19 protein-coding genes are annotated in these 24,215 nt (G+C 60.6%); 4 read left to right on the top strand and 15 right to left on the bottom strand.

What is annotated here, in order from left to right; genetic code table 11:
* Positions 1 to 27 precede the first annotated feature (27 nt).
* A complete protein-coding gene (locus G5S37_RS11720) occupies positions 28 to 639 on the top strand; it encodes a DUF3592 domain-containing protein (protein WP_276617038.1) in 612 nt (203 codons plus the stop codon).
* 30 nt (positions 640 to 669) lie between these two features.
* The gene (locus tag G5S37_RS11725) at positions 670 to 1,194 is read left to right on the top strand and encodes a DUF3592 domain-containing protein (RefSeq protein ID WP_165203970.1); all 525 of its coding nucleotides are present in this window, start codon (positions 670 to 672) and stop codon (positions 1,192 to 1,194) included.
* Positions 1,195 to 1,238: 44 nt separating this feature from the next.
* On the opposite strand, the gene G5S37_RS11730 is transcribed toward G5S37_RS11725, so the two are convergent.
* From G5S37_RS11730 to G5S37_RS11780, 11 genes are all read right to left on the bottom strand, one after another.
* Positions 1,239 to 5,909 (bottom strand): DUF4175 family protein, encoded by a 4,671-nt coding sequence (locus G5S37_RS11730; RefSeq protein WP_165203972.1) that lies wholly within the window; start codon positions 5,907 to 5,909, stop codon positions 1,239 to 1,241.
* Positions 5,910 to 6,481: 572 nt separating this feature from the next.
* Positions 6,482 to 7,192, bottom strand: coding sequence for a class I SAM-dependent methyltransferase (locus tag G5S37_RS11735; protein WP_165203975.1), 711 nt, complete (start codon positions 7,190 to 7,192; stop codon positions 6,482 to 6,484).
* 837 nt (positions 7,193 to 8,029) lie between these two features.
* Positions 8,030 to 10,606 carry a phospholipase C, phosphocholine-specific gene (locus G5S37_RS11740; RefSeq protein ID WP_165203978.1) on the bottom strand — a complete coding sequence of 859 codons (2,577 nt, stop codon included), beginning with the start codon at positions 10,604 to 10,606 and terminating at the stop codon, positions 8,030 to 8,032.
* A gap of 185 nt (positions 10,607 to 10,791) precedes the next feature.
* Positions 10,792 to 11,139, bottom strand: a complete 348-nt coding sequence (locus G5S37_RS11745; protein ID WP_165203981.1) for a hypothetical protein — start codon at positions 11,137 to 11,139, stop codon at positions 10,792 to 10,794.
* Between the two features lie 60 nt (positions 11,140 to 11,199).
* Positions 11,200 to 11,817, bottom strand: coding sequence for a DJ-1/PfpI family protein (locus G5S37_RS11750; RefSeq protein WP_165203984.1), 618 nt, complete (start codon positions 11,815 to 11,817; stop codon positions 11,200 to 11,202).
* Positions 11,818 to 11,819: 2 nt separating this feature from the next.
* Entirely contained in the window at positions 11,820 to 12,251 is a 432-nt protein-coding gene (locus G5S37_RS11755; RefSeq protein WP_165203987.1) for a DUF4442 domain-containing protein, read from the bottom strand.
* A 25-nt stretch (positions 12,252 to 12,276) separates the two neighbouring features.
* Positions 12,277 to 12,813, bottom strand: a complete 537-nt coding sequence (locus G5S37_RS11760; protein WP_165203990.1) for a GNAT family N-acetyltransferase — start codon at positions 12,811 to 12,813, stop codon at positions 12,277 to 12,279.
* Positions 12,814 to 12,879: 66 nt separating this feature from the next.
* Complete coding sequence (locus G5S37_RS11765) at positions 12,880 to 15,210, bottom strand: hypothetical protein (protein WP_165203993.1); 2,331 nt, start codon at positions 15,208 to 15,210, stop codon at positions 12,880 to 12,882.
* 204 nt (positions 15,211 to 15,414) lie between these two features.
* Entirely contained in the window at positions 15,415 to 15,870 is a 456-nt protein-coding gene (gene tnpA, locus G5S37_RS11770; RefSeq protein WP_165203996.1) for an IS200/IS605 family transposase, read from the bottom strand.
* Between the two features lie 343 nt (positions 15,871 to 16,213).
* Entirely contained in the window at positions 16,214 to 18,373 is a 2,160-nt protein-coding gene (locus tag G5S37_RS11775; RefSeq protein WP_165203999.1) for a VWA domain-containing protein, read from the bottom strand.
* Positions 18,374 to 18,380: 7 nt separating this feature from the next.
* Positions 18,381 to 19,277 carry a DUF58 domain-containing protein gene (locus G5S37_RS11780; RefSeq protein WP_165204002.1) on the bottom strand — a complete coding sequence of 299 codons (897 nt, stop codon included), beginning with the start codon at positions 19,275 to 19,277 and terminating at the stop codon, positions 18,381 to 18,383.
* Positions 19,278 to 19,541: 264 nt separating this feature from the next.
* On the opposite strand from G5S37_RS11780, the gene G5S37_RS11785 reads away from it, so the two are divergent.
* On the top strand, positions 19,542 to 19,688 hold the full coding sequence (locus tag G5S37_RS11785) for a hypothetical protein (protein ID WP_165204005.1): 147 nt from the start codon (positions 19,542 to 19,544) through the stop codon (positions 19,686 to 19,688).
* A gap of 46 nt (positions 19,689 to 19,734) precedes the next feature.
* On the opposite strand, the gene G5S37_RS11790 is transcribed toward G5S37_RS11785, so the two are convergent.
* On the bottom strand, positions 19,735 to 20,745 hold the full coding sequence (locus G5S37_RS11790) for a MoxR family ATPase (RefSeq protein ID WP_165204008.1): 1,011 nt from the start codon (positions 20,743 to 20,745) through the stop codon (positions 19,735 to 19,737).
* Between the two features lie 588 nt (positions 20,746 to 21,333).
* Here G5S37_RS11790 and G5S37_RS11795 point away from each other — a divergent pair.
* Positions 21,334 to 21,720, top strand: coding sequence for a hypothetical protein (locus tag G5S37_RS11795; RefSeq protein ID WP_165204011.1), 387 nt, complete (start codon positions 21,334 to 21,336; stop codon positions 21,718 to 21,720).
* A 156-nt stretch (positions 21,721 to 21,876) separates the two neighbouring features.
* On the opposite strand, the gene can is transcribed toward G5S37_RS11795, so the two are convergent.
* From can to G5S37_RS11810, 3 genes are all read right to left on the bottom strand, one after another.
* Positions 21,877 to 22,548, bottom strand: a complete 672-nt coding sequence (gene can / locus G5S37_RS11800) for a carbonate dehydratase (RefSeq protein WP_165204014.1) — start codon at positions 22,546 to 22,548, stop codon at positions 21,877 to 21,879.
* Between the two features lie 67 nt (positions 22,549 to 22,615).
* Positions 22,616 to 23,806, bottom strand: a complete 1,191-nt coding sequence (locus tag G5S37_RS11805) for an LptF/LptG family permease (protein WP_165204017.1) — start codon at positions 23,804 to 23,806, stop codon at positions 22,616 to 22,618.
* 68 nt (positions 23,807 to 23,874) lie between these two features.
* Entirely contained in the window at positions 23,875 to 24,210 is a 336-nt protein-coding gene (locus tag G5S37_RS11810) for a septum formation initiator family protein (RefSeq protein WP_165204020.1), read from the bottom strand.
* Positions 24,211 to 24,215 lie beyond the last annotated feature (5 nt).

A 24,215-nucleotide genomic window follows, 5' to 3' on the forward strand; every position in this document is an offset into this window, starting at 1 on the left:
GAGATCACACCCGTGCTCTCTTGGCGAATGGCAAAAAGAAGAGCGGCCAGGTTGGAGGTCGCACCTCCTCAAGCAAGAGCCACCCGCTTCTTGCTTCCGGTGTTGGTGGTCCTGTTCTGCAGCGTTTTTGGCGCGCTGGGAGTGTATAAAACCGCCCAGGGACTCATGGAAGTCACTCGCGGTTTCGGGACGATGTCGTGGAAGGAAGGTGTGGCTCGTGTGCTGGAGGTGAAACAGGTGAGGCAAAAGCTGAAACGCTCCAGAGGGAGGTCACGCATGGTGGATGCCGTTCACGTGCGCTACCAGTTCGACGCCCTCGGCAAATCCTACGAGGGGAACACCATCCACCTCGAGTACGACCTCGCGACTCCTGTGGAAATACACAAGTCGCTGTATGCCTCGCTCAAGGCTGCACATCTCGTCCGGGTCTTCTACAACGACCAACACCCAGAGCAGAATGCGCTCTGCCGCGGAGTGGATCCAGTGTCCATTCAGAAGGGGTGTGTTGGCGTCTTCGTCCTTCTGTTTATAGCTATGATCCTACTCGTCGTCGTCATGGATGTCACCCAGCGCTGGGATTACTCGCAAGGGATTGTGATGCTTCCGCCGGGAGCGCGCGCCGATGGTTCCCAGGGGTGAGTGACAGGACTGCAACATCGATCGGCCTCCATGACTCACCTCGACGTGATCGCTACCATCGCCATCTCCCTGATCTGTCTCGCTCTCGCCTGGCTGGGAGTGCGCATCATCGCGCGCCATGCGAAAAAAATCGTTCTTGGCATCCGCGCCAGGGACTGGCCGCACGCGCACGGGGAGATAAGGCACTCCCGGGTCGTCCAACTCTCGCCTGCACGAAACAGGGGCGAGAAGGTGGAGGTCCGGTACCACTACAAGGTGAACGACACCACGTACGTGGGAGATACCATTCACCCATGCTATTCCGGAAAGATGCCGGACTATCACGCCCATGCTACCAGGGAAAGGGTCATGGGAGGGCGCAGCGTGCGCGTATCCTATGATCCCGTGCAGCCCTCCCGCAGCACACTCAGCACGGGGTTCTATCCGGCATCGTTACTCCCGATCATCGGAGGTTTGTTCGCGCTCCTTCCAGGCACGGGACTGGCCACATGGTACCTCATCAAACTCGCCGGCTGGCACGCGACCTTCGAGGTGATGGTTCTCCCGTCCTATTGATTTTTGCGCAATAGACTGTCAGTCCGTCGGTATTTGTGGAAGACTCATTTCTTCGCCTTCTCTGCGATCGCCTTGTAGTAGCTCTCGATGGCGGCGCGATACTCGGGAGAAGGCTCCTGCCGTGAAGCTTCCGTCAGGTCCTTCGCCATGCGGCTGGGCAGGTGGCCCCAGTCGCCGGCCTGTTCCGCGCTGAGCACGGGCATGACCAGATTCGTTTGCGTCACGGAGAGCTTGCCGTTCGCATCAGGCGAGGCCTGGCTCTGCTGTCCCTCCTGATTCTTCCCGGGCTGCTGGGCCATCTGCTGGCCGGGTGCAGGCTGCTGACCGGGGACCATGCCCTGCGCGCGTGCTTGGGCCATGCCCTGTGCCTGCGCCTGGCTGGCCTGTGACAGGCTCTGCTGCGCGCCTTGTTGGGCTGCCGATTGCTGGCCTTGCTGCTGACCTTGGGGTGTCTGTTGTCCCTGCTGCTGTTGTCCTTGTTGTTGCTGGCCCTGCTGCGATTGCTGCTGGCCCTGGGCCACCTGGGACTGCTTGGGATTCATCGTCTGGTCGAGCTGGTCCAACGCTTGGGCCAGCATCGCGCTCTTGACGGTGTCGAGCATGCCCGAGGGTGGGGGAATGGTCTGCGACTGGTTCTTCGCCGCCTGGGCTGCAGCCTGCTGGGCGTTCTGCGCCGTTTGTGTGGCGGCCTGCGCAGTCTGGGGAGTGTTCTTCCCGGGATCTGCCTTCGCGGCATCGGCCATCTGCTGCAGTTTCTGGCCTGCCTGTGCCACCTGCTTGGCGGCTTCCTTCTGGCCCAGTCGCTCTTCATGTCGTGCCACACGCGCCAGGTCATGCGCGCTGTTCTCCGCGGCAGGCTGGGTCATGAAGGGCTGGTTCTGCGCTGCGGCGAGCTGCTGCTGGGAATTCTGCGCCGTCTGCTCCGCGAGCGCGCCCAGAGCCCGCTGCATCTGCGGATTTCTCTTCAGCTCCGCTTCCAGTGCCTGGAGCGCCTTCTGCGGATCGCCTTCGGCGGCCTCCATGAGCTCGGCGATGTTCTTCGCTTCATCGTAGGCCTTATCCAGTGGCTCCTCGATGTTCATGGATTTCTCCATGGCTTCCTGGGCGGCCAGCGCGTCCTGCGCGAGCATCTCGCCCTTCTCCATCTTTTGCAGGTTTTCCGCGAGCTGCTTCAGCCCATCCGCCGTCTGTTGCTGCGCCTTCGCGGCAGTCTGGAGTGCCTGGGCCTGCTGGGGTGCCTGCGAAGCATTCGCGGCCTGTTGCAGGTTCTGCGTGATCTGTGGGGTTTGCTGGCGCATCTGGGCAAGCCCCACGTCAGCGGTGCGTGCCATCTGCCGCTGCAATTCATTGTTGAGGTCCGCCTTGTCCGCCTCCTGTCGCAGGGCGGCCTGCAGGTCCGCGAGCTTCTGTGCATCCTCCTTCGCCTGTGGCATGAGGGCATTCGCCTTCTCCGAGGTCTGCTGCGGAGTCTGCTCGTTGTTCTGCGCCGCCTGGGCGGTCTGCTCGGTCTTCTCCTGGGAACGCTGCAGCTGCGAGGCCGTGTTCTTCGCCAGCTCGCTGAGCTTCGGCGTCATGGCCTCAAGATTCTGCCGCGCCTCTGCAACCTTTGGAGAAAACTTTTCCATCGCCTCCGCGAGCTTGGCCTCGGCTTTGGCATTGGCTTCCAGCGCGCGATTCTGCTGCGGGTTGATGGGCTGGGGCTGCAGGCCCTGCTGCTTCATGTCCGCCATCTGCCGGCGCTGGTTCTGCGTCTCATCGCGCTGCCACTGCGCATTGCCGGCGGCTTCCTGGGCTGCGTTGGCTGCGTCATGCTGCTGGAGGCGGTGCATGGCTTCCGGCAATTGCTTGAGCTGGTTCGCCGCTGCCTGCGTGGCCGGGACCTGCTGACCAGGATCCGTCTGTGCCATGGCGGCATCCTTTGCCTGCTGCAGGGACTGCGCTGCGTCCTGCGCCATGGCATCTGCCTGCAGGGTGCGTGCGGCGTCCGCCAGCTTGCGGGCCTGGTCGAGTGTTTCCTTCACCTGCTCAGAGGTGGTGTCCTGTCGGATCTTTTCAGCAAGCTTGTCCAACGCACGGCCCATGCGGTTCATGTCCAGCGCCGCCTGGGTGTTCGTCTGGTGATTCTGCTCACGCAGTTCGCTCTGGTCTTTGAACTGCCGTGCCGCAGCCGCCAGCTTCTCCGCGGCCTGCTCCTGCTGGGGCTCGGTCTCCTTCGGGTTTTCCTTCTGGGGCTTCTCCTTGCCCTTGGCCGCAGCGTCCTCCGCTCTTTTCTTTTCCGAGAATGCCTTGGCCACATTGTCCTGCGCGGCGTCGATGCTCGCCAGCGCGGGATTCTGCTGTTGCGTGAGACGCTCGCGCATCTCATTCGCCTTTTGCGCGGCTTCATCGGCGAAGGCGCGGCTCACATCACGCGCCTGGTTCACCGCATTGCGCATCTCCTGCGACTGGCCGTACACGTACTCCGGGGACTGGTGCTGCCCCTCGCGATCCAGCGAAGCTTCCAACGCGTTGTTCTTCTTCTCCAGATTCTCCACCTGCCAGGCGACATCGCGTTTGCGATTGTCAGGAAGCACCTCCTTCAGCGCTTCAAAATCCTTCTTCGCACTCTGGGAGGAGGCGAGGGCGGCGCGCTGCTGCTCCTGCCATTTCGCCCGCTCATCATTCTTGCGGTTCGCGTCGATGGCCTTGTCTGAAAGCCGGTTCTGCTGCGGAGCGAGATGCTCAAACGACTCGCACGCTGCCTGCGCTGTATCTGCTGCTGCGAAGGCCTTCAGCGCCTGCGCTGCCACTTCCGCCGCATTCGCGGCGCGCCCTGCGGCATCGCGAAGCTGGCGCTCGCTCAGCTTGTCGGACTGGAGCTGATCCTGCACCTCCTTGAGCTGCATGCCCTGCAGTTCCGCCAGACGCTGGCCCACGAGATTCGCCTCCATGGCCTTCAGCGGGTTCGGTGCCTGTTGCGCATTTTGCTTGAGCTGCTCCCACAGTTCCTTGCTCTTCTCCTGCACGCTGGCGAGGCTCTGCTTCATCTTCGCCTTCGCCGCATCGGACTCGGCATCCTTTTGCGGATCCTTGCCGCGACCTTCCTGATCGCGCACCTTCTCCGCCTCGCGGCGCATTTCCACCGTCTCCTCCGCGAGCGCCAGCGCCTGCTGGGCGAGGCGGCGCTGCTGCGCGGCGAACTGCCGCTGCCCGAGGTCCAGCTTGTCTTCCACAATCAGGAGCCGCACCGGGGTGGACTCGGAGCGCTGCCCTTTCACATCCGTGGCCGCAAGCTTCACCAGTACGGTGTCACCCGGCTTCACTGGCAGCGGCGCCAGGCGGAACTCGGTGCTCACCTCGGCTTCCTTGCCCGGCTTCACCTTGAGGTCGGTGTCCTTCCAGTCGGCGCCGTTGATGGCATAGGAAATATCGCACTGCTTCAGGCCCACATCATCCGTGGCATGGCCGAGCACCTGCACGGCATCATCGCTGCGCACTTCGAGCTGCTCCCGCGGTTGGGTGATGACAATGGCCGGCGGCAGATCCGGGATGGTCTCGATGCGCCAGGGCGAGGCTTCTTCATTCGTGAACTTCGTCTCCTGCGCGGTGAGCGCGAGCTGCCACGCATCCGCCTTGCCATTCACCGTGATGTCCGCGGTAAGTACATCCTTCTTCTCAGACGTCACGTTCACCGACGCGATGTCCGGCAGCAGCGTGGCCTTCGTAGTCTCGATGGGCTGGTTCGCCTTCATGACGAGCGTCACCTTCGAACCCTCCAGCGCGGAGATGTCGCCATGGTCTTCCGTGATGGTCTCCTCCTTCAGTCCCGTGTAGGCCGGAGGCGTGATCTTCTTCTGGAACTCCACGATGCGTGGACGCGGACGTGCCTCCAGGGTGTGCCACGCGGTGATGGCATCTCCCGCCAGCACGCGGTAGCGCACATTCTGCTGGCCGATGCCGATGCTGCCATCGAAGCGATTCACGCCCGCGTGCGAGAGCTCCATGCGCGAAGGGCGTCCACCATTGCTCACGGTCTCCACCAGGATGCGGTTCGGAATTTTTCCATCAATCTGCACCCCCAGCGACACGGAGGATGCGATGGCCACCAGCGCATCCCCCTTCGGCGGGGTGACGATGCGCACCTTCGTGCTGGAGGGCCGGCCGATGTTCGCAAACGGCAACGCCGCGCGCGCCAGGAATCCCGGCAGATGCAGCCCGCCCACAAACGACAGTCCTGCGATCAGCACGAGCACGCTGCACAGCGCCACGAGCCACCGGCGGTTCAACGAGGAGGGGAGTACCTTCGCCGCATCGAAGCCCTCAAGCTGCTTCGCCACGTCATCCTGCAGCAGCGCGCGGAACTCCGGCGAGTCCGGCAGGTGATCCGGGTCGCCCTTGGAGAGCTCCACCGCCGAGAGCAGCTTCTCGTGCATGCGCGCATCCGCATTCTCCATAAGCCGCGCCGCGATGAAGACGTCCTGAGCCTGCCGCACCATGCGCAGGCCCAACCACCACGCGGCGATCGCTGCGATGGCATACGCCGCATAGCTCAGCCACTGCCGGATGCCGTCCGCCATGAAGGTGAGGCGGTCCACGATGGCCACCACCAGAAGCAGCACGAGCAGCACCACCGCTGCCGTCATCCACGCGCGCTGCAGCAGCAGTTTCTTGCGACGCTGCCGGAACCGGCCGATGGCCTCCAGGGTGGCCGGGCGGAGGGAGGTATTGGTGCTCATGAAAGAGGGGGAAATGCTGGGGCCAATCCGGATTTGCGTGCGTGGGGAGACAGAGGAGCGGGCAGGTGCCGATTTCCGCTTCCTAAGATACGTTCGGAGGGGCCCCTTTCTTGGGCCGAAAGGCAGCGTCCCCGTCCCGCCCACCGTCCGCCCGCGAGGGAGAGATGGCAAGCTGGATGAATCTCACTTCAAGGACCGCCGGAGGGGAGGGGGATGAGAGGGGGCGGAGGCAGGCCATGGGGAAGCCCAGAGGGCCTTCGAATCCCCGTCCTCTGCATGGCCCAACGTTCACTCTGACGCTCCACCTATTGACACTTACGAGATAGACTGACGGTTCTCTGATCTGTGACTTCGACTGAACTGCGAAGTTGCAGTCTGAAGGACTGCAGGAACCCAGCCCAGGGTTAGGGAGCTTCTAGCGACCGACACCCTGGGTAGATAAAAAAAATTGCCGGACTCTGAAGGAGTCCAGGAGAGCTTCGCTAGGTCTTTCCGGGCGTTCCGCCGGATCGCCAGAACACTGAAAATCCGTCAGTCTATCTCGCAAGCCTCAACAAGAGGCATCATCACGCTCACGCACCGGTCTTCCGCGCAAAATAAAGCCCCCTCCCGAAGATCCCCGCCTCATCATGCTCCGGCTTCAGGCCTGCGTTCCGGAACGCATCCAGCATCTCTGCTTTGGTGAAAAGTCCCAGCTCATGGTCCTCCGTGAAATGGGTGACTCCTTCAGGACGCCCGACCAGGTAGTGGAACTGCATGAACGAAGTCCGCTCCCCACGGACTCCCGTGGTGTTCATCCGGCAAATCTTGAAGTTCTCTTCTTCGAACGAAACCAGATGCGGACGCCCTGCCTTCCATTTTTCAGGTGTGAGCCACGGTTCTACGATCAGCGCTCCCTGCGGAGCCAGATGATCGGCCATGCACCGGATCGCCGCATTCAGCTTTTCCACCGTCAAGGCGTAGCCAATCGCGCTGAACAGACAAAGCACCGCATCGTACTTCTTCTGCAGATCAAAGCACGTCATGTCCGCCACCTCATGCTGCCCCTGGGGATTCTTCTGGTGCGCCGCCGCAAGGTAGTCCCCATTCAAGTCCAGCCCATCGATCTGATAGTCTGCGCAGAGATGCTTCGCATGCTCCCCCGTGCCGCAAGCGACATCCAGAACACTCCGCGCCCCCGGCCTGAGCTTCTCGATCCAAGTGCGCACCTTCTCCGCCTCTCCCCGGTAGTCCTTCATCCGGGTGTAGATGGCGTCATAAAGCTCAGCAGTTCCAGCGTGCATCGGCTCACCTTAGTTTCGTGGTACGGGACGTCGACAAACTTCTCGTCTCGTTTGGTTCGCGGGGAGGAAAGGACGAAGTCAGGAATGATTCGGGAAGCCCCAAGGGCCTTCGAATCCCCGTCCTCTGCATGGTTACCCGCTCACTCTGACGGTCCACTTTGGAAGGAGGAGGGGCGGGCTTCGACCATGTGGCCCTCTCCCTCTTCTTTCGCAGCCTTCTCAAAATCGAACGTCTCGTGATACCAATGGCTCACTCAAGCGTTACACAACACTTTCACGCACCACCTTGCGCGAAGCGCTTTCGAGTGCGGTGAGAATCACCGCTTTGGGGTGGACGCGTTCAAGAAACGACAAAGCTGCATTTCCTCCGATGCAGCGAGAGCGAAGGCCCCCAGGACCAGGTTGAAGGATCGCGAACTGCGAACATGTCGAACAACGACATTGTGGTCCACTTTCATCCGGCACCTGGAAGGATCGCTTTGCGTCTTGGAGTGCGGTGGCATAGGCCTCCCTTGGGGCCGCGACACCGCTTTGAACGGAGGGATTCCGTCCTCTTGCCCTGTAGGAGAGGAGCTGGAATCCAGCACGCGAAGATTCCTGGTGGGAGCGCATCTTGGGAATAGGACTGTGTTGCCGCTTCACGATGCTCATCCTCTCCGTTCATAGCGGTGTCGCGCTAGAAGCTTGCCATCGCACTCCACGACGCAAAGCGACCTGGTGCAATGAGTCGAAACGCAGTGCGTGCGTTACTTCGCTGTTTATCCAATCATAGTTTCTCAACCGGATGCCCACACGCCGAGCGAGAGCACCGGCGTCTGCCAGCCAGGGTGCAGAAGTTCATGCCATCTGTCCCATGCAGGGATCCGTGAATCCATCCTGTCCAGTCTCGATGCGGCCGGCATAGCGCCGAATGAAATTGTCGAATCCAGGCACTGAGATTCCAACATCGTACCAGCCGTGACTCCCACTCTGGTCCAGCACGATCACCACTGCCTTGTCAGGAGTGGTGGTTGCAGGCACCTCTCTTTTTAGGAGCGCCTTGCCATAAGCGTGATCCCTGATCTCCAGTGATACAGGTTGGTTGCCACCAAGATGGTGAATGAGAAAACGCAACTTTCCCGTGAGTTTGTTGGGCTCTGCGGCGTCGCGATCATAGTCGCACGTGATCTTCAACGGGGGTTCTGCAGCCTCGCCTTTATACTCGCGATGGAAGCCGTTCGGCCCATCGATACGCAGGTGATACGTTCCACCTTCGAATGACTGGAGTGGGAACGATTCCACCAGGTGATCCCCCGCCTTTACGGCGTACGAGCGGTAGCCCACATGCTCGAAGGCGAGAACGTTGCCTTCCTTGTCAGCAACGGCATATTTCGCGGGAATGAATACATTGAAAGGGGAACCGGACGCTGCGTCGCCAAAGACCTCTTTCCGGGCTTCCAGTTTGATTGCGAAACTCTTCCGATCATCACTCAAACCACCATCCGCATGGAGTTGGTAAGGAAGCGCGCAGGACGGTCTGACTCCGGGCTCCTGGCGGGGTATCACTGAAGATGCTTCTGCGCCCGCTGCACCCCCGGCGACTTCCGCCTCGCTGAGCATTTTGGAGTTGGCAGGGATGTCCTTGAACTTGGCGTTGAAGATGCCCTTGATGAAAGGTTGCTTGTCCAGCATGGAGAGTTCTTCCTTTCCATTGCCCTGATAGGGCCGGAACACCATGCCCAGGTGACCGGACACGGTTTTCCGCCAGAGGCTGGTGTTCGTCTCCTGGATTTGCGACCCTGTCTTCTTGTTGATGAAATCCTGGACGAATCGGAAGACAGAGGTGTGATCGAAGACATGCGAGCATACCCTGCCGCCACGGGTCCAGGGCGAGGCGATGATCATCGGCACGCGGAATCCCAGCCCCACCGGGCCTCCTCGCGCTTCCTTTTCTGAAACTCCATCACGCAACTCGTTCTCCAGCGTGATGTATTCGACTGCAGGATCGATTCCCTCGGAGCAACGCCCTGTCTCCGGTCTTCGGGGATCCGGGGCGACGTAGGGTGGCACATGATCAAAGTACCCATCATTCTCATCATAGGTCAGGATGAAGATTGTCTTCTTCCACACCTCGGGATTCTTGGTGAGGATGTCCAGCACCTCGGAGACGTACCAGCTTCCGAACCACGGGGCGGTCGGGTGGTCGCTGAACTTCTCCGGTCCCACCAGCCAGGAAACCATGGGCAGTTTCCCGCTGTTCACATCCTTTCGGAACTGGTGTAATACATCGCCCTTGGGGAGGTTTAGTTCCCGCCTTTCGCCGTTCTCTTCATAATCGAATGTAGTGAGTTGATGGTAGTCGGGATCATCAGAGTTTGCCGCGAATGCCCTAGCATGAAGGCTCCTGGCCTCGGGGGACAACTTCTCGAAGTTTTCCCGGCTCCATGTGATCAATCCATCGCGTGCATCTGCCAGCACTTTCTCTTTTGCCGAGATTTGCCTGGCCAGTTTGGCGGTCTGCTGGAAATCGACAGCAGGGTCAGCCATTTGTTCGTGCAGCTTTTGGATTTCCTTGGGAAGTTCCTCAGCCTGCTTGCGCAGTCCGTCCACATAGCGGGAGGAAAAGCGCACATTGAACTGCGCGAACCACTCCAGGAGGTTGCAACCGAAGTTCGAGAGCCAGGCGCGTTCCTCTCCGACAAAGCCGCCTCCTGCGCTGATGTCGTTTTGATACACCTGCCACGAGATGTGATTCCGCTCCAGCAGTTCGGGAAAGGTCGTCCAGTGCGCCTCCCCGTAGGGGATGTTGTTGCGGATGTAAGCCTTGGCATCTCCGTTCTGCTCGCCACGGATCGCTCCTGACCACAGAAACAAGCGGTTCGGCCAGGTGCTGGTCATGGCGGAGCAGAAGTTCTGATCACATACGGTGAATGCATCCGCCAGGGCATAGTTGAAGGGAATGTCCTCACGCCGGTAGTAGCCCATGGTCAGGGGAAGGTGCGCGTAGGCCTTGTTGCCCACCTGCTTTGCATCCAGCCAGCGATCGTATCTGCCGCCATTGCAGGCATCAATCTGGCTCTGGCGCGAGTGCGGGGTTGAACCCATCCACGTTGCCTTGGTACCATGCATGTCGAGGCGGAATGGTGCGAATGTCTCGCCCTGGGCATTGCTCTGCAGCCACACGGGATTTCCGTTCGGGAGGTCAATGCGGCGTGGGTCGTTGAATCCGCGCACGCCTTGCAGTGTGCCGAAGCAGTGGTCGAACGACCGGTTCTCCTGCATCAGGATCACGATATGCTCCGCATCCAGGTAGGTGCTGCCCGGCTCGGGGTTGATGGCCATGGCTCTGGATACAGATTCTGGCGCGAGACCGCTCATGCCGGCAGCGCCGGAGAGCATCATGACTTTCCTGAGGAATTCCCGACGTGTGTCCATGATTTGAATATGGGGGTGATACGGCGTTTCAAAACGTCCGTGCGGGAGGTGATTTATCGGCGGGGCGAGTATAACGTGCCGTCATTGGATTCCGCTTTCAGATACAATCTGCGATGCGCGGTAAAATCACGAGACGACTCCTGCGTTCACCAAATTCCTCGCGCTTCTCCTTTGCTTCACGCCACCTACCACGGAGCGACCGACTCCCTCTTGATCCGGATGCGGAGGGCGAGTTCCTTCAGTGCCCGTATGGCGGCGAGGCGTTCGTCCTTGTAGACCTCCGACTTCTTTCTTCCCATCTCGGAGTGAATCTCCGCCATGCGTTCAAGCCCTACAATTGCGGGCTCTATCAGAAGCCTGTATTGCTCGCTATTAAAAGGCAATCGCTGGAACTTATGTGCGAGGAAGAGCGCCTCTTCAATCGAGCTGAAGGTGCTGACACCCTCTGCCTTGAACAGTGAGAGCCCTCCCTCCAGCCGTGTCAAGATGTGCGCGACCTGGACCGCGAGGTACTCAAGTTGCTCCCGGGTCATGCGCGAATGATGATGGATGCCTCAAAAAATGGCAAGTCCGGAAGCGGTGTGATGCGTTGCTCACTCCCCATCCCTCCAGTCATAATCCATCTGCCTCGCCGTCCATACCGCCAGTTCCTTCCCCGCAATCCGCTCCACAAGATGCAGGCTCATATCCATCCCTGCGGAGATGCCTGCCGAAGTCACAATACTTCCCTCATCCACCCAGCGACGATCCTCCTGCACGGTGACCTTGGGGAACATGGCGTGCATCTCCTCTACATCCTCCCAATGAGTGGTGGCAGTCTTGCCATCCAACAACCCTGCCTGCGCGAGGAGGAATGCACCCGTGCATACGGAGGCCGTGACTTGCGTGTTCGTCGCTGTCCGCTGTATCCACTCTGACACCATCGGCATCGCCAACTCCGCCGTCACCACGCCTCCTGGAATGATCAGCACATCCACCGGCGGATGATTTTCTTCCATCATGAAGTCTGGTGTCACCACGAGTCCGGCACGCGCACGCACCACACCTTTCTCACGCGCGACCGTGAACACCTTGAATGGTTCCGTTCCGGGGAACACTCTCTTCCGATGCACCCGGCTCGCGGTGGTGAAGACTTCATACGGCCCCGCGAAGTCGAGCACCTCGACCTCCGGATACACATAGATAGCGACGTTGAGCGTGGCAGTCATCATGTTCATGCAGCGGGATTCACACGTTGAATGAACCACTCCACCTCAGCGCTCAGCGCATGCGCGCCGGAGGCATCATGCACCTCCACGAGAATGGAAATGAGCGCCCTGCCTTTCGCGCTGAGGTCCGCATCCAGGGTGGCCAGCGACTCCAACGGAGTCTTCACCGTGGAGGTGATCGCGCCATGCGCGGGCTTGCGGAACTTGGCCTCCAGACGACGTACCACGGGAATGACACCCTCTGCACTGCCGAAGTGGCGCAGCAGAAACTCTCCACTCGACGCCTCAGCCAGCGCCAGCAACGCACTTGCATGCACGGTGCCGAGGTGATTCAGATACTGGTCACCACTGGGAAGGCGCAGCAGTTGCGCTTCATGGCTCGCGCGCTCGATGCCGACGAATTTGTTGAAAGGAAGGTCGATGACGCTGACGCTCATAAGTCGGTGGATGGTGATGCCATGTTCAAGCTGCGGATTCGAGTTCCTTGTAAAAGATGGCGGCTCCGTGCGGCGTGACTCCGTCCGGATCCATGGCAAAGCGGGGGATGGTGCCCACATGGATCCAGCCGAGCTGCCGGTACAGCATCTCAGCGGCACTTTCTGCCTTCGTGTCGAGCGTGAGCATGCGGTAGCCTGCTGTCTTCGCTGCTTCCTCGATGGCCACCATCAGTCGTCTTCCCAAACCCATGCGGCGACAGCGCGTGTGCACCATCATCTTGGCGATCTCCGCGCGATGCGGCTGGTTCGGCGCCCACGCCGGATGAAGCTGCACCGTGCCTGCGATGCCTTCTGCATCACGTGCCACGAGGAAGACGGCTTCCGGATGTGCTGAAGCCAGCGTTCCACGCCACCATTGCACGGCGTTTTCGTGTGAAAGCGTATCCAGGAAACTCACCGCGGCTCCTGAGCTTACAGTATCCAGCAACAACTCCGCCAGCGCGGTGATGTCCGCATCGCTCGCGGGACGGGCGAGAACCTCAGTACTGAAGGTGGATTCCATGGAGCCACGATACTGGCATGGCTTCCGAGTTTCTCAATGGCTGTTCACACGCAGCCGCGTAGCCTGTCACACCAACCGCCACCGCTTCCGCAGCAGCCACTCCACTGTCAGCAGCACCATCGCAATGCCGAACCACCACCAGCTCGACCAGAGGATGGTCTCCTGCACGCGGGTTTGCTGGCGATCGAGCTGACGAAGCAGGTCAGGCAATTGCGAAAGGTCACCCTCACGCAGGAAGCGACCGCCGCTCGCGCGGGCCATGCCCTCCAGCAGGGGGCGATTCAGCGTGAGATGGCTCCACTCCTGGTTCGCTCCAGTCTCCACGCGGAAGGCCAGCTTCACGTCGCCGGGCGGAAGGTTGGCCTCGGACACAGTGATTTGATAATCCCCACCGGGCAGCGCGCCGGTCATGGCACGGAAGACACCGCCATGCGCTGCATCGGGCTCGAGCTGCAGCGTGGCGATTTCCAGGCCGTTGCGAAACACATGCACGCGCGGCTTCGCATCTTCCACGATCGCCCCCTTGGCATCGCGCAAACGCACGCGCAGCTCGGCGTTGTCGCCTTCCTGATAGCGCAGGCGATCCATGCCCAGGCTCACGCGCTCGTTCTCCACGAGGAACGGTGGTGCGGCAATCCACGAGGCGATCTGCATCCAGAATTTCTGATGGTGCATGTCCGCGACTTCGTAGCGCCAGCGCCACATCTCATCCGTGCCGAGCCACAAGACACTGCCGGCGCCATAGCGACGCCACACCAGCGCGGCTTGATTCGTGTCAGCAGTTCCGCCGAAGCGCGCGAGCACCGTGGCGTCGGACTGCGGACTTGCGGCGGAGGTCCACATGGCCTTTGGCAGCTTCGCCCAGAGAGCGGCATTGGTGGAGGAAGTGTCGCCCAGGCGCAGCGCCTGCTGTGTGAGTCCGTCACTCGTGAGATTGTAACCGGTCGGCTCGGTGAGTTCATTCTTCCCGCGCCAGGTGACGGGAATCAGGCTGCCTGCCTTCGTTTTTGTCCACTGTTCCAGATGCCCGCGTCGCCCATCGATGACCACCAGGCCTCCGCCGCGCTTCTCCACAAACTCCACCAGCATGGCCTGCTGATCTTCACGCAAGGCATTGGGTCGGAGGTCACCCAGCACCACCAGGTCGAAGCTCATGAGTTCCTCGCGCGTCTTCGGAAACACAGCCTGGATCGTGTCGCTCACCCCATCCTTGAAATCGTCGAATGCCGCCACCACGTGCCAGCGTTCATCACGGTCGAAGTGGTTGTGCAGGTAGCGCGTTTCCCAGCGTGGGCGGCCATCGAGGATGAGAGCCTTGCGTTTGCGCGTGAGCGTGTGCAGGGCGAGCACGCGCTGGTTGTTGTCCGTGATGCGATCGCGTGAGCTGGCGTTGCCGGTGAGTTCCACGCGCATGTTCAGCAGGCGCAGGGATTGTTTGGGATCGCCCGCCAGTTCCTTCACTGGAAAACTGAACTCCATGTGACGCTCGCCCTTGCCGGTGGTGGTGAAGGATTGCTGCCACAGCACCTTGTTCGCCTGTGTGATGCTGGCCATCGCGGGAAGACCGGCAGCGATGGCGTCATTGATCAAAAGCACGCCCTCCGCACGGTCCTCGGCGAAGACGGCTTCGGGCATGTTGACACCGAGCAGCGCGAGGTCCGGTGGGGCGATTTCGCTGCCGTAGCCCACGGTGAAAAGGGGCACGCCATTCTCACCCATGCTGGCCGCGAGATCCTCCGGCGAGCCAGGGCCATTGTGCTGGCCGTCCGTGAGAATCACCAGTGCCGTGCCACTGGGGCTGGGGCCGAGGGCATCGCGCAGGGGTTGATCCAGATTCGTGGTCGTGGCATCCGGCTTGAATTCAAAGTTCAGCGGCAGATCGCCGGACACATCACGCCCTTCATCCCGCTGCCACCAGAGGCGCTCCGCCTTGTAGCCACGCAGGGCGAAGAGTTCCACATCATGCTTCTCCGCGAGGCGACGCGCCAGAGAGATGCCCGGCGTGAGCAGCGCATCCTCCGCGCGTGAGAAGCGGGGTAACGCGGGTTTTACTTCGCGAGCCACTCCTCCTTCGACAGATGTCTTGCCATTGACCTGCGGCATCTCATCTGTGAATGACATGCTCGCTGAGGCATCCACCATGAGGATCACGCGCCCGAGTTGCCGGAACGTGGTCACGTGCCGCAGGATGGGACCTGCGAGGCACATCACGATCATGAAGACCGCCAGCGCCCGCAGCAGCGCCGGCACCCACCGCGCCATCCCCGCGTGGAATCGCAGTTCCCTGCGATAATAGAAAAACATCAACAGCCCCAACCCAATCGCCACCGCGAAGACCGGCACGGCAGGCCAGTCACCCGTGAAGCGGAGATAGGTATGTGTAGGGGAGGGGGGCAAGTGAGTTTCCAGTTTTAAGGGTTAAGTAAGCGGTAAGCGGTAAGCGGTAAGCCCGTTTCTCCAAGGAGGTTAAGTCAGTCGTGCCGCCCGCATTCCAGGCCGAAGGCCTGAGATATGTCAGCCCAGGGCAACGCCCTGGGTGAGCAATGACATTTCATGAAGCCCTGAAAGGGCGAGATAGGAGGTGGCAGATTCATGCGATGTTCAATCCCACGCATAGCGTTCATCCAGCGGAACAGAATGCTTCTTGCACAACAGTCGGAACTCATCTTGGAATGACGCCTTCCGATGGTGTTCCTCCTGATTCTCAATGTACGCTTTTACGTCCCTGACCTTGGACTCGCTCACTGAGAAGACTCCATATCCTGCCTGCCAGTGAAAGTCATGGTATTGTGAGCCCTGGGTTTTCAGCCATTTCGATGGCTGCTTTTTGACTTCTTCTATCAAGTTGCAAATGGCTACTTTGCGCGAGAGTTGACACAGTGCATGCACATGGTCCGCGACGCCATTGATGACCAAGGCGTGGCACTCCATGGCCTTCATGATGCCAGCCATGTAAGCATAGAGGTCCTTCCTGGCTGTGGCGTCTGACAGCCATGGCACACGATCCTTCGTGCTGTACACGATGTGCAGCAGAACGTTGGAGAGTGATTGGGCCATGGTACGTTCTATTTCGCCCTTTCAGGGCTGACAATTGTTGGGCGGCTGTACCCAGGGCGTTGCCCTGGGCTGACATGTTGCAGACCTTCGGCCTGCGGGGCGCAGGCGTGCAAGCGCGTTGAGATGTGGACAGATTTGGTATGGAACTGGGCAGAATTGTGCGCTGTTGATGAATGTGCGCTGCACCTCCCCAAGGCCGAAGGCCTGAGATATGTCAGACCAGGGCAACGCCCTGGGTTGGATGCCCAAGCATTCATGGAGCGCTGAAAGGGCGAAACAAAAGCGCGCAATCTCGCTTCGCGTTTATATGCCATGATGACTGTTGGGTTCGCGTACATCTTTATCATGCCTTCCCAATCCTCTGTTGCAAAAACACCTCACCGAAGAGGAACAACAGCAGCAGCACGAGAATAGGCTGCCACAACTCCGTGCCGTGGCGGCGGGAGCGGTCGAGGCGGGCGTATTCGTCGTAGCTCTCGGCGTAGCCGGCATTCATGCGGCTGGCGACTTCGCGGGTCTTTTCGCTGGCGGTGGCGGTGAGGTTGGACTCGGAGGGGTCCAGGTTGAAGGCGAAGCGGCGCGTGGGTTCGTTGGCGTTGGGCACCTTGGGACGCAGCTCGTAGAGGCCGGGCGCATAGGTGGCGGCGTAGTCCACGTACACCGCGCCGGTCTCATCCTTCTTCGCCACGAGTTCGTGGATCTTGTTGAAGGGGTCGGTCAGCACATACTCGGACTTCTCCTTGGTAATATCCAGCGGAGCACGCAGGAGGGTGCCGCACATCTGGAATTGTGGCGCGGCATTCTGCGTGGCGAGGTAGGTCACCAGTCGCTGCGTGAGCGGCACGAAGACGGGCTGCAGCGGCAGATTGTTCCAGCGCGCATTCGCCGTGGAAGCGACGGCGAGCACACGCCCTTTGCCAAAGGGCTTCTCCACCAGCAGTGCATCGCCGCGGTCGAGGCTGAGCAGCACGCGTGTGTCGCCTTGAATCTTGTCGAAGCGCACCCAGTGGCTGAAGGAGCCATCCTGCAGGCGCAGTCCGCGCGCATCATTGAAGTAGGTCGTGGCAGGGTGGGTGAAGCGCTGGCTCAGCACGCGTGCCGGCGACTGTCCTTCATCCACATGACCGAAACCCGAGATCGCGGCGGGCAGCAGGCCTTTGCCATCGCGATAGAAGTCCTTCTCATACCAGCGCAGATCCATGTCCGGCCCGGCGAAGATGAGCAGGCCGCCACCGCGCTTCACGAATTCCTCCAGATCCTTGGTTTGCTTGTCATTGAGCTTCGGGACATTCGCGAGAATCACCACCTCGGCGCCTTCGGTGGCCTTGTCCCGTAGCTGGCGATAGTCCACGAGCCCGGTGCGAATCACATCCTTCAGCGTGACTTCCGCGCTCTGGTGTGGGGTCAGCGCGATTTGCAGGAAGTCCGCATCGCCTTCCAATGCAGTGCCGCTCTTGTTCTCGCCGTGGACGATCAGGGTATTCACCTGCTCACGCACCGGGATGACGAGGGAGAAGGCATTGTCCTCCGGAAAGGAATCACCCTCTAGCCGCACCGTGAGCGAGTGATCGCCTGGTGTATCAAAGGCATGGCTGAGTGTGAGCACCGTCTCCGCATTCGGAGCGATGGACACGCGCGTGGTGCGCAGCCTCACACCATCTGCCTCCAGGTGCACGGCGATGTCCTGATACGCACGCGTGCCATGATTTTGAATGCGGGTGCGCAACGCAATCGCCTGCTCGCGTGCCACCACGAAGGCCGAGGGATCCACCGAGGCGATGGAAAGGTTCTCCTGCAACTCACTGGGCACTCGCAGGAAGGTTAGCAGCGGCTTGGGCTCATTCTTCGACAGGGCATCGAGCGCTGGCACGGTGCCGCCTTCCACCGCATTGCGCCAGTCGGTCTGCTGGAAGTCGGAGATGAAGAGCACCTCGCGCCCGGCATTGCCCATGCGCTTCAGTTCTGCCTGCGCGAGCTGGAAGGCTTCATTGATCTTCACCGGACCGGAGAGGCTCGGCTCGCTGTCCATCGCTTCCGTCACCACATCCATCGCGGTGCTCGGCTGGGCCATGAGCAGGCGCGGCGGGCTGCCAGCGAGAATGATGCTCACATCCGAACCACCGGGCAGTTCGCTGAAAATGCGGCGCAGGTGATTGCGCGCCTGGTCACGGGCAGTGCCACCTTCACCCGGTGCGCGCATGGAGTAGCTGTTGTCCAGCACCACCACGAGCGAGTTCTTGTTCAGCCCCGGAAGCTGTCGCAGCAAGGTGAAGACCGGCCGCGCGAGCAGCAGTGCGAGCAGGATGGGGATGCTGATGCGCGCGATGAGCAGGAGAAGCTGCTCCACCCTCACGTTGCGTTTCTTCTGCCGCAGCGCCTCGTGCAGCAGGTGCATGGCGCCCCACGCGACCGTCACCACGCGCCGCTTGTTCAGCAGATGGATGATCAGCGGGATGAGAAACGCTGCCGCGCCCGCCAGGAGGATGCCGTTAAGAAACCACATCGATTCGTCAGTGCCGCATGCGCAGCGCGAGGTAGCTCTTCACCGCGGCGGTGAGTGGTTCATCTGTCATGATGGGCACCAGATCCACCTGGTGCTTGCGCAGGCCTTCGAGGAGTTCCTCGCGGAACTTTGCCAGCACCTGCAGATAGCGCTGGCGGATCACCACCGGATCGACCTGCTCGAAGTCCTCCGGATTCTCCAGGTTCTCAAATCGCGCCCAGCGTGAGAAGGGGAAGTCGATTTCATCGCGGTCCCACAATTGGAACACGATGATTTCATGCCCCTGCTTCCGCAGCACACCCACGGCCTGCAGAAGAGCTTCGGCATCATCAAAGCAATCCGAGAGCAGCATGAGCAGCCCGCGTCGCTTCATGCGAGCTGCCAGTGCCTGCAACACACCAGCAAGCGACGTATCCGCGCCCGGCTGTGTTTTCATGAGCACCTCAAGGATGTTGTGCAGGTGCGTCGTCTTCGTGCGGCAGGGAATGTGTTCACGTACTTTGCTGTCGAAGGTCACGAGACCCACCGCATCCTGCTGACCGGTGAGCACATAGGCCAGCGACGCCGCCAGCTTTCGCGCATGCTCGAACTTCACCTGCCCCTTCGTCCCGCGATACTTCATCGAGCCGCTGGCATCCAGCAGGATGGTCGCGCGCAGGTTCGTCTCCTCATCGTACTCGCGGATGTAGAAGCGGTCACTGCGGCCAAAGATCTTCCAGTCCAGCCGCTTGATTTCGTCCCCCTGCACATACGGGCGATGCTGGCGGAACTCGACGCTGAAACCCTTGTGCGGAGACGCGTGCATCCCCGTGGAGAAACCCTCCATGACCGTCCGCGCGAAGAGCGGCAGCCCGGTGAGCTGCGCCAGATCTTCGGCGGGAAGGAGGTCGGAGAGTTTGGCCATGCTATGGAGTTTTCAGTGTTTAGTATTCAGTGGCCAGTAGTGAATGGTAAGAAGCCTGTAAGGGGTGGACTTGTGTGGCGTAGCCACCTTGGACTGCGGCAGCCTGCTGCCGCTTTCCAGAGTCCGCAGCCTGCTGCGGCGATTGTTGCACTCGCCGAGCGCGGTGCATCTTGCAGTCGGCTATTGTGAGAGCTATCTTCATGCATGAGTTCGGAGAACTTTGCAGAAATCCATTCTGGCACATCGGAAGAACTCTCTCCCGCCATGCAAGCCCTGCTGGAGGATCGCCTGACGCTGTATGAACAGCATCCTGAAGCAGTTCTCACGACAGATGAAGTGACAGAGGGCATCAAGTTGTTGAAGGCGAGAATCAATGCACGAGCGAAAGCTTCAGACGCTACAGAGGAATAAAGAGAGGCGATGACTTGATCACCGCTTCGTCTTCCCATTTTCAAACTCACATCACCTTCCCACTCGGGCGCTTCGTGTTCTCAAGGAGGTGCTTCACGATGTGATCCACCGTCACGCCTTCGGCTTCCGCGTGGAAGGTGGTCACGAGGCGGTGGCGCAGCACGGGGGTGGCCAGGGCCTCCACGTCGTCCATGGTCACATGCGTACGGCCGCGCAGCAGGGCTCGCACCTTGCTGGAGAGGATGAGGTGCTGGCTGGCACGCGGGCCTGCGCCCCAGCCGACCATCTGCTTCACATAGCTGCTCACACCGGCCTCGGTGGTGCGGGTGGCACGCACGAGGTCCAGGACAAAGTCCGTCACATGATCCGGCACCGGCACACGGCGGGCCAGGGCCTGTGCCGCCTGCAGGTCCTCACCACTCAGCACGGGGCGGATGTCATCACCCGCGGTGCCGGTGGTGCGGGCGAGGATCTCGCGTTCATCATCACGCGTGGGGTAGGCCACCTTGATGAGGAAGAGAAAGCGATCCTTCTGTGCTTCGGGCAGTGGGTAGGTACCTTCCTGCTCAATCGGATTCTGCGTCGCCAGTACGAAGAAGGGCCTCGGCAGCACAAAGGTCTCCTGGCCTACGGTCACGCTGCGCTCCTGCATGGCTTCGAGCAGAGCCGCCTGCGTCTTGGGCGGCGTACGGTTGATTTCGTCCGCCAGGATGATTTGGGAGAAAATCGGACCGCGCATGAAGACCATCTTGCGGCGTCCGGTCTGCTCATCTTCCTGGATGATTTCCGTGCCGGTAATGTCCGCTGGCATGAGGTCCGGCGTGAACTGGATGCGGCGGAAGGTGAGATGGATGGCGTCGGCGAAGGACTTGACCAGCAGCGTCTTGGCCAGCCCCGGCACGCCTTCCAGCAGGGCGTGGCCCCCGGCGGCCATGGCGATGAACACCTGCTCAATCACATCCTCCTGACCCACGATGCGCTTGGAGAGCTCGGCGCGCAGCTTTTGGTAACCGTTGACGAATTGTGCAGCCGCCTGGGAATCTGAGATGTCGGGCATGGGGGAAGATCAGTGGTCAGTTTACGTTCCTTAACCGGGCGAACTTACAGGCCCTCCGGACAATCAATATCCATTCAACGCCGGAGGGGCGATCTGATCGGATCGCATCGTTCTTGTTTTCACACAAGGATTTTGCCACCGGCGGGCGGAAAATGACGGGGAGGGGGCGGTCCCGGAGCGACCGGCCCAGGGGAGCGCATTCCAAAGTAGCGCATTGACGAGTCGATGGTGAAAAGGTTTTCTCATGCCATGGATCCATGGCATGCCAACAAACCTCGAAGCCCAGACGCCTTCGCGCCGGGGCCCCGGCCATACACGCCCACCCTCACTCCCGCGCTCTATGCGGCATCGAGGCCTGTGGGATTGCAGTCCAGCTTCACGAGGTTCGTTTGCACGGCGTCGGGTGCGCTCAACTTCTGCTGCATTGCCCTGGCCTTGCTGGGCATCAGCGTCCTGTTGTTCTGGAAGGTGGCGTGGTGGGCTGGGATTTTGCCATTTGTTGCCGGCTCAGTCCTTGTGGCGGCTTGTTTAACGAGTCACAGGAACAATGCGCACTCCCATCTTAAAGGGGACTTGGTTGCTGCCATCGTGACGAGTCGTTCACCGTTCCGCTACCTGGCCGTGACGGACTTGCGGAAGAGGCTGGATATACCGCCCATCATTGCCGTCCGGCTCCACGAAGATAACTGCCCTGCTCTGTTCACGCCCAAGCGTGGCACTCGCATCGGATGCTCGGCGTGTTACTACGGAGGGACCGACGCGGATGACTCGTGGCACAGCTTTTTTCCCGTCCCGATGTTTGAGGCCACGTGGAGCAGGCGCAAGGTGGCGCAGCGGGAAGCCCTGCTCGATGCGGAGGACTTCACTCTATTGGAACTGGTGATCGCGCAGGGACTGGCTCCCAGGAGACCAGGCGAAACTGTTCGTCTGGATCATGACTTCGCGATGCAAGTGCTGGGCCCGTCGAGGTTCTAGGTATTTTGAATTGAACTATAGCCGCAGAATGAAGCAGGTGCGGCGGCTTTCATCCCTCCGGGAAGTCGAGTGCACGGCTATAGTCTAAATTAAAATGCTAAGCCCAGACGTTGGCGGCAGGGTGCTGCCGCAGTTCAAGGGATCTCATGCTTCCGCTCACAGCCACTTGTGCGCCTTCGCGATCAGCTTCGTCGCGGCGGCATCACGGCTTTCCGTGAGGTTGTCATTGGCCGTGACGTTGATGCTCAGGTCGCGGATGATGCCGTCGCTCAGGCGGTAGATCCATCCATGGATGCTCAGGTCCTGGCCGCGTTCCCAGGCGCCTTCCACCACGGTGGTCTGGCAGACGTTCATCACCTGCTCCACCACGTTGAGTTCGCACAGGCGATCCACGCGGGCGTCTTCGTCTTCGATTCCCTTGAGCTGGAAGTCATGCTTCTGCTGCACGTCCTGTACGTGGCGCAGCCAGTTGTTGATGAGGCCCAGCTTCTGATTCTGCAAGGCGGCACGGACACCGCCGCAGCCGTAGTGACCCACCACGAGGATGTGTTTCACCTTCAGCACTTCCACCGCGTATTGCAGCACGCTCAGGCAGTTCAGGTCGGTGTGCACCACCACATTGGCCACGTTGCGATGCACGAAAAGTTCCCCCGGCGCCATGCCCACAATTTCATTCGCTGGCACGCGACTGTCCGAGCAGCCAATCCACAGGTACTGCGGCACCTGCTGCTCCACCAGGCGCATGAAGAACTCCGGATCCTCCGCTCGCATCGACTCCGACCAGGCACGATTTTGAGACAGAAGGGGAGTCAGGGGGGGAGTAGGCATTGCAACCCTGTGGTTAGCAGTGTGCGGGCCAATTGCAAATGGCGTGAAGGACAAGGTAGCTCGCGCCTTACTTCTTGCTCAGCTTGTAAAACAACCGAGCGCCCACGAGCGTGAACAAGATCGTCGGCACCCACATGAGCAGGTGCGGATAGGCGCCGCGCTTCTCCGCCAGGTTCGACGCGAGAATCACGAAGACCTGATAGGACACGGCCACGAGCAGGCTCAAGGCAAAGCCGATGGAGGTCTCACGTCGCTGGGCCGTGATGGCCAGCGGGATGCCCACGAGGCAGAACACAAGCGCCACCAGGGAGAAACTGTAGCGCAGGGAGAGCTCCGTGCGCACGGCAGAGACGAGCGGCTTCGTCATCGGCTGGCCGTTCACCACGCTCACTTCGGTTTGCACTTCCCTCCAGAGATCGGTGGTGCTCTTCATGCTGTTGGAGACTCGCTCGGTCTTGGCCTTCAGCTCACTCAGGGGGAAGGTGAGAGCCGTCTCCTTGAAGTAAACGGGCTGGAACTTCGCACTGGGATCGTCTTCCTGCGGTGCGGCAGGCACAGCTGCTGCCGTAGCGGCACCGGGAGGCGGGGGCTCATCCGGCTTGGTCGTTTCGATCTGGCAATCGTACAGGCGCAGGATGAAATCGGTCACCCCGGGAGTCACTTCCACCTCGGCGCGTTCCGCGCGGATGTAGCGCTCCATGTTTCCCAGCGTGGTCTGCACGATCTCCACACCCCAGAGCTTCTTGTCCTTGCGCTTCTTCGTGTAGATGCGGTAGCCGGGGAATTTCTCCAGCACCTTGCCCTCCTGGAAAAGCATGGCCGGATCGTCCAGGGCCATGCTGTAGAAGAGTTGCTTGATCTTGGTCTTCGCCATCGGCGCCAGGTGGATGTTCACCCAGAAGCACACGCCGGACATGGCGATGGCGAGGATGAAGACCGGCATGCAGATGCGCCACATGGGCATGCCCGTCATGCGTAGCGCGGTCATTTCATTGTCCGCGCTCATGCGGCCGAACACGAGCAGGATGGCCGTGAGCAGCGCCCAGGGAATGGTGAAGATGAGCGAGTAGGGCACCACGTAGCTGATGAACTGCAGCACCGCCAACAGGGGCAGGGTGGAGGTGTCACCCAGCAGGCGCTCCATTTCCTTGAACACGGTGCCCAGCACCATGACCCCGGTGAGGATGAGCACGCCCATGATGGTGGACCATGCCACCTGGGTGAAGATGTATCGGTCAAAGATGCGCAGTCTCGGCATCGGTACAGCAGGGGTCGGCGTTACGTCAGGTTTACGTGGCGGGAGGGGTTCCCGGTTCCGGTTCTTTCCTATTCCTCGAAGTGCAGGATGATCTCTCCATCCTTCTGCAGGCTCAGCCTGTCACGGGCCATGGTCTCGAGGTACTCGGGATCGTTCTTGATGAGCTCCAGCTTCTTTTCCAGTTTCTCCACCTTGTGCGCCAGGGCATCGCGTTGGCTGGTGAGGTCATGGAGCGTCTGCTTGGCGGCCTCCTGCTTCTTCCATTCGGGACCGGGCCAGAAATAAATGACACCGGCGGGAATGAGCAGAAGGAGGAGCGCGTAGCGATTCAGCCGCACCAGACTCTGGAGCAGCGAAGGGCGGTCCGCACCTGAGTGCGGGTGGCCGGCTTCGTCCAGAGTCATGGTGG

It is taken from the genome of Roseimicrobium sp. ORNL1, from assembly GCF_011044495.1.
GTDB lineage: Bacteria > Verrucomicrobiota > Verrucomicrobiia > Verrucomicrobiales > Verrucomicrobiaceae > Roseimicrobium.

What these genes read in the sequence shown, in the direction of transcription:
- G5S37_RS11720 (WP_276617038.1), top strand. Translation starts at nt 28, where the DNA reads ATGGCAAAAAGAAGAGCGGCCAGGTTGGAGGTCGCACCTCCTCAAGCA.
- G5S37_RS11725 (WP_165203970.1), top strand. Translation starts at nt 670, where the DNA reads ATGACTCACCTCGACGTGATCGCTACCATCGCCATCTCCCTGATCTGT.
- G5S37_RS11730 (WP_165203972.1), bottom strand. Translation starts at nt 5,909, where the DNA reads ATGAGCACCAATACCTCCCTCCGCCCGGCCACCCTGGAGGCCATCGGC.
- G5S37_RS11735 (WP_165203975.1), bottom strand. Translation starts at nt 7,192, where the DNA reads ATGCACGCTGGAACTGCTGAGCTTTATGACGCCATCTACACCCGGATG.
- G5S37_RS11740 (WP_165203978.1), bottom strand. Translation starts at nt 10,606, where the DNA reads ATGGACACACGTCGGGAATTCCTCAGGAAAGTCATGATGCTCTCCGGC.
- G5S37_RS11745 (WP_165203981.1), bottom strand. Translation starts at nt 11,139, where the DNA reads ATGACCCGGGAGCAACTTGAGTACCTCGCGGTCCAGGTCGCGCACATC.
- G5S37_RS11750 (WP_165203984.1), bottom strand. Translation starts at nt 11,817, where the DNA reads ATGATGACTGCCACGCTCAACGTCGCTATCTATGTGTATCCGGAGGTC.
- G5S37_RS11755 (WP_165203987.1), bottom strand. Translation starts at nt 12,251, where the DNA reads ATGAGCGTCAGCGTCATCGACCTTCCTTTCAACAAATTCGTCGGCATC.
- G5S37_RS11760 (WP_165203990.1), bottom strand. Translation starts at nt 12,813, where the DNA reads ATGGAATCCACCTTCAGTACTGAGGTTCTCGCCCGTCCCGCGAGCGAT.
- tnpA (WP_165203996.1), bottom strand. Translation starts at nt 15,870, where the DNA reads ATGGCCCAATCACTCTCCAACGTTCTGCTGCACATCGTGTACAGCACG.
- G5S37_RS11775 (WP_165203999.1), bottom strand. Translation starts at nt 18,373, where the DNA reads ATGTGGTTTCTTAACGGCATCCTCCTGGCGGGCGCGGCAGCGTTTCTC.
- G5S37_RS11780 (WP_165204002.1), bottom strand. Translation starts at nt 19,277, where the DNA reads ATGGCCAAACTCTCCGACCTCCTTCCCGCCGAAGATCTGGCGCAGCTC.
- G5S37_RS11785 (WP_165204005.1), top strand. Translation starts at nt 19,542, where the DNA reads ATGCAAGCCCTGCTGGAGGATCGCCTGACGCTGTATGAACAGCATCCT.
- G5S37_RS11790 (WP_165204008.1), bottom strand. Translation starts at nt 20,745, where the DNA reads ATGCCCGACATCTCAGATTCCCAGGCGGCTGCACAATTCGTCAACGGT.
- can (WP_165204014.1), bottom strand. Translation starts at nt 22,548, where the DNA reads ATGCCTACTCCCCCCCTGACTCCCCTTCTGTCTCAAAATCGTGCCTGG.
- G5S37_RS11805 (WP_165204017.1), bottom strand. Translation starts at nt 23,806, where the DNA reads ATGCCGAGACTGCGCATCTTTGACCGATACATCTTCACCCAGGTGGCA.
- G5S37_RS11810 (WP_165204020.1), bottom strand. Translation starts at nt 24,210, where the DNA reads ATGACTCTGGACGAAGCCGGCCACCCGCACTCAGGTGCGGACCGCCCT.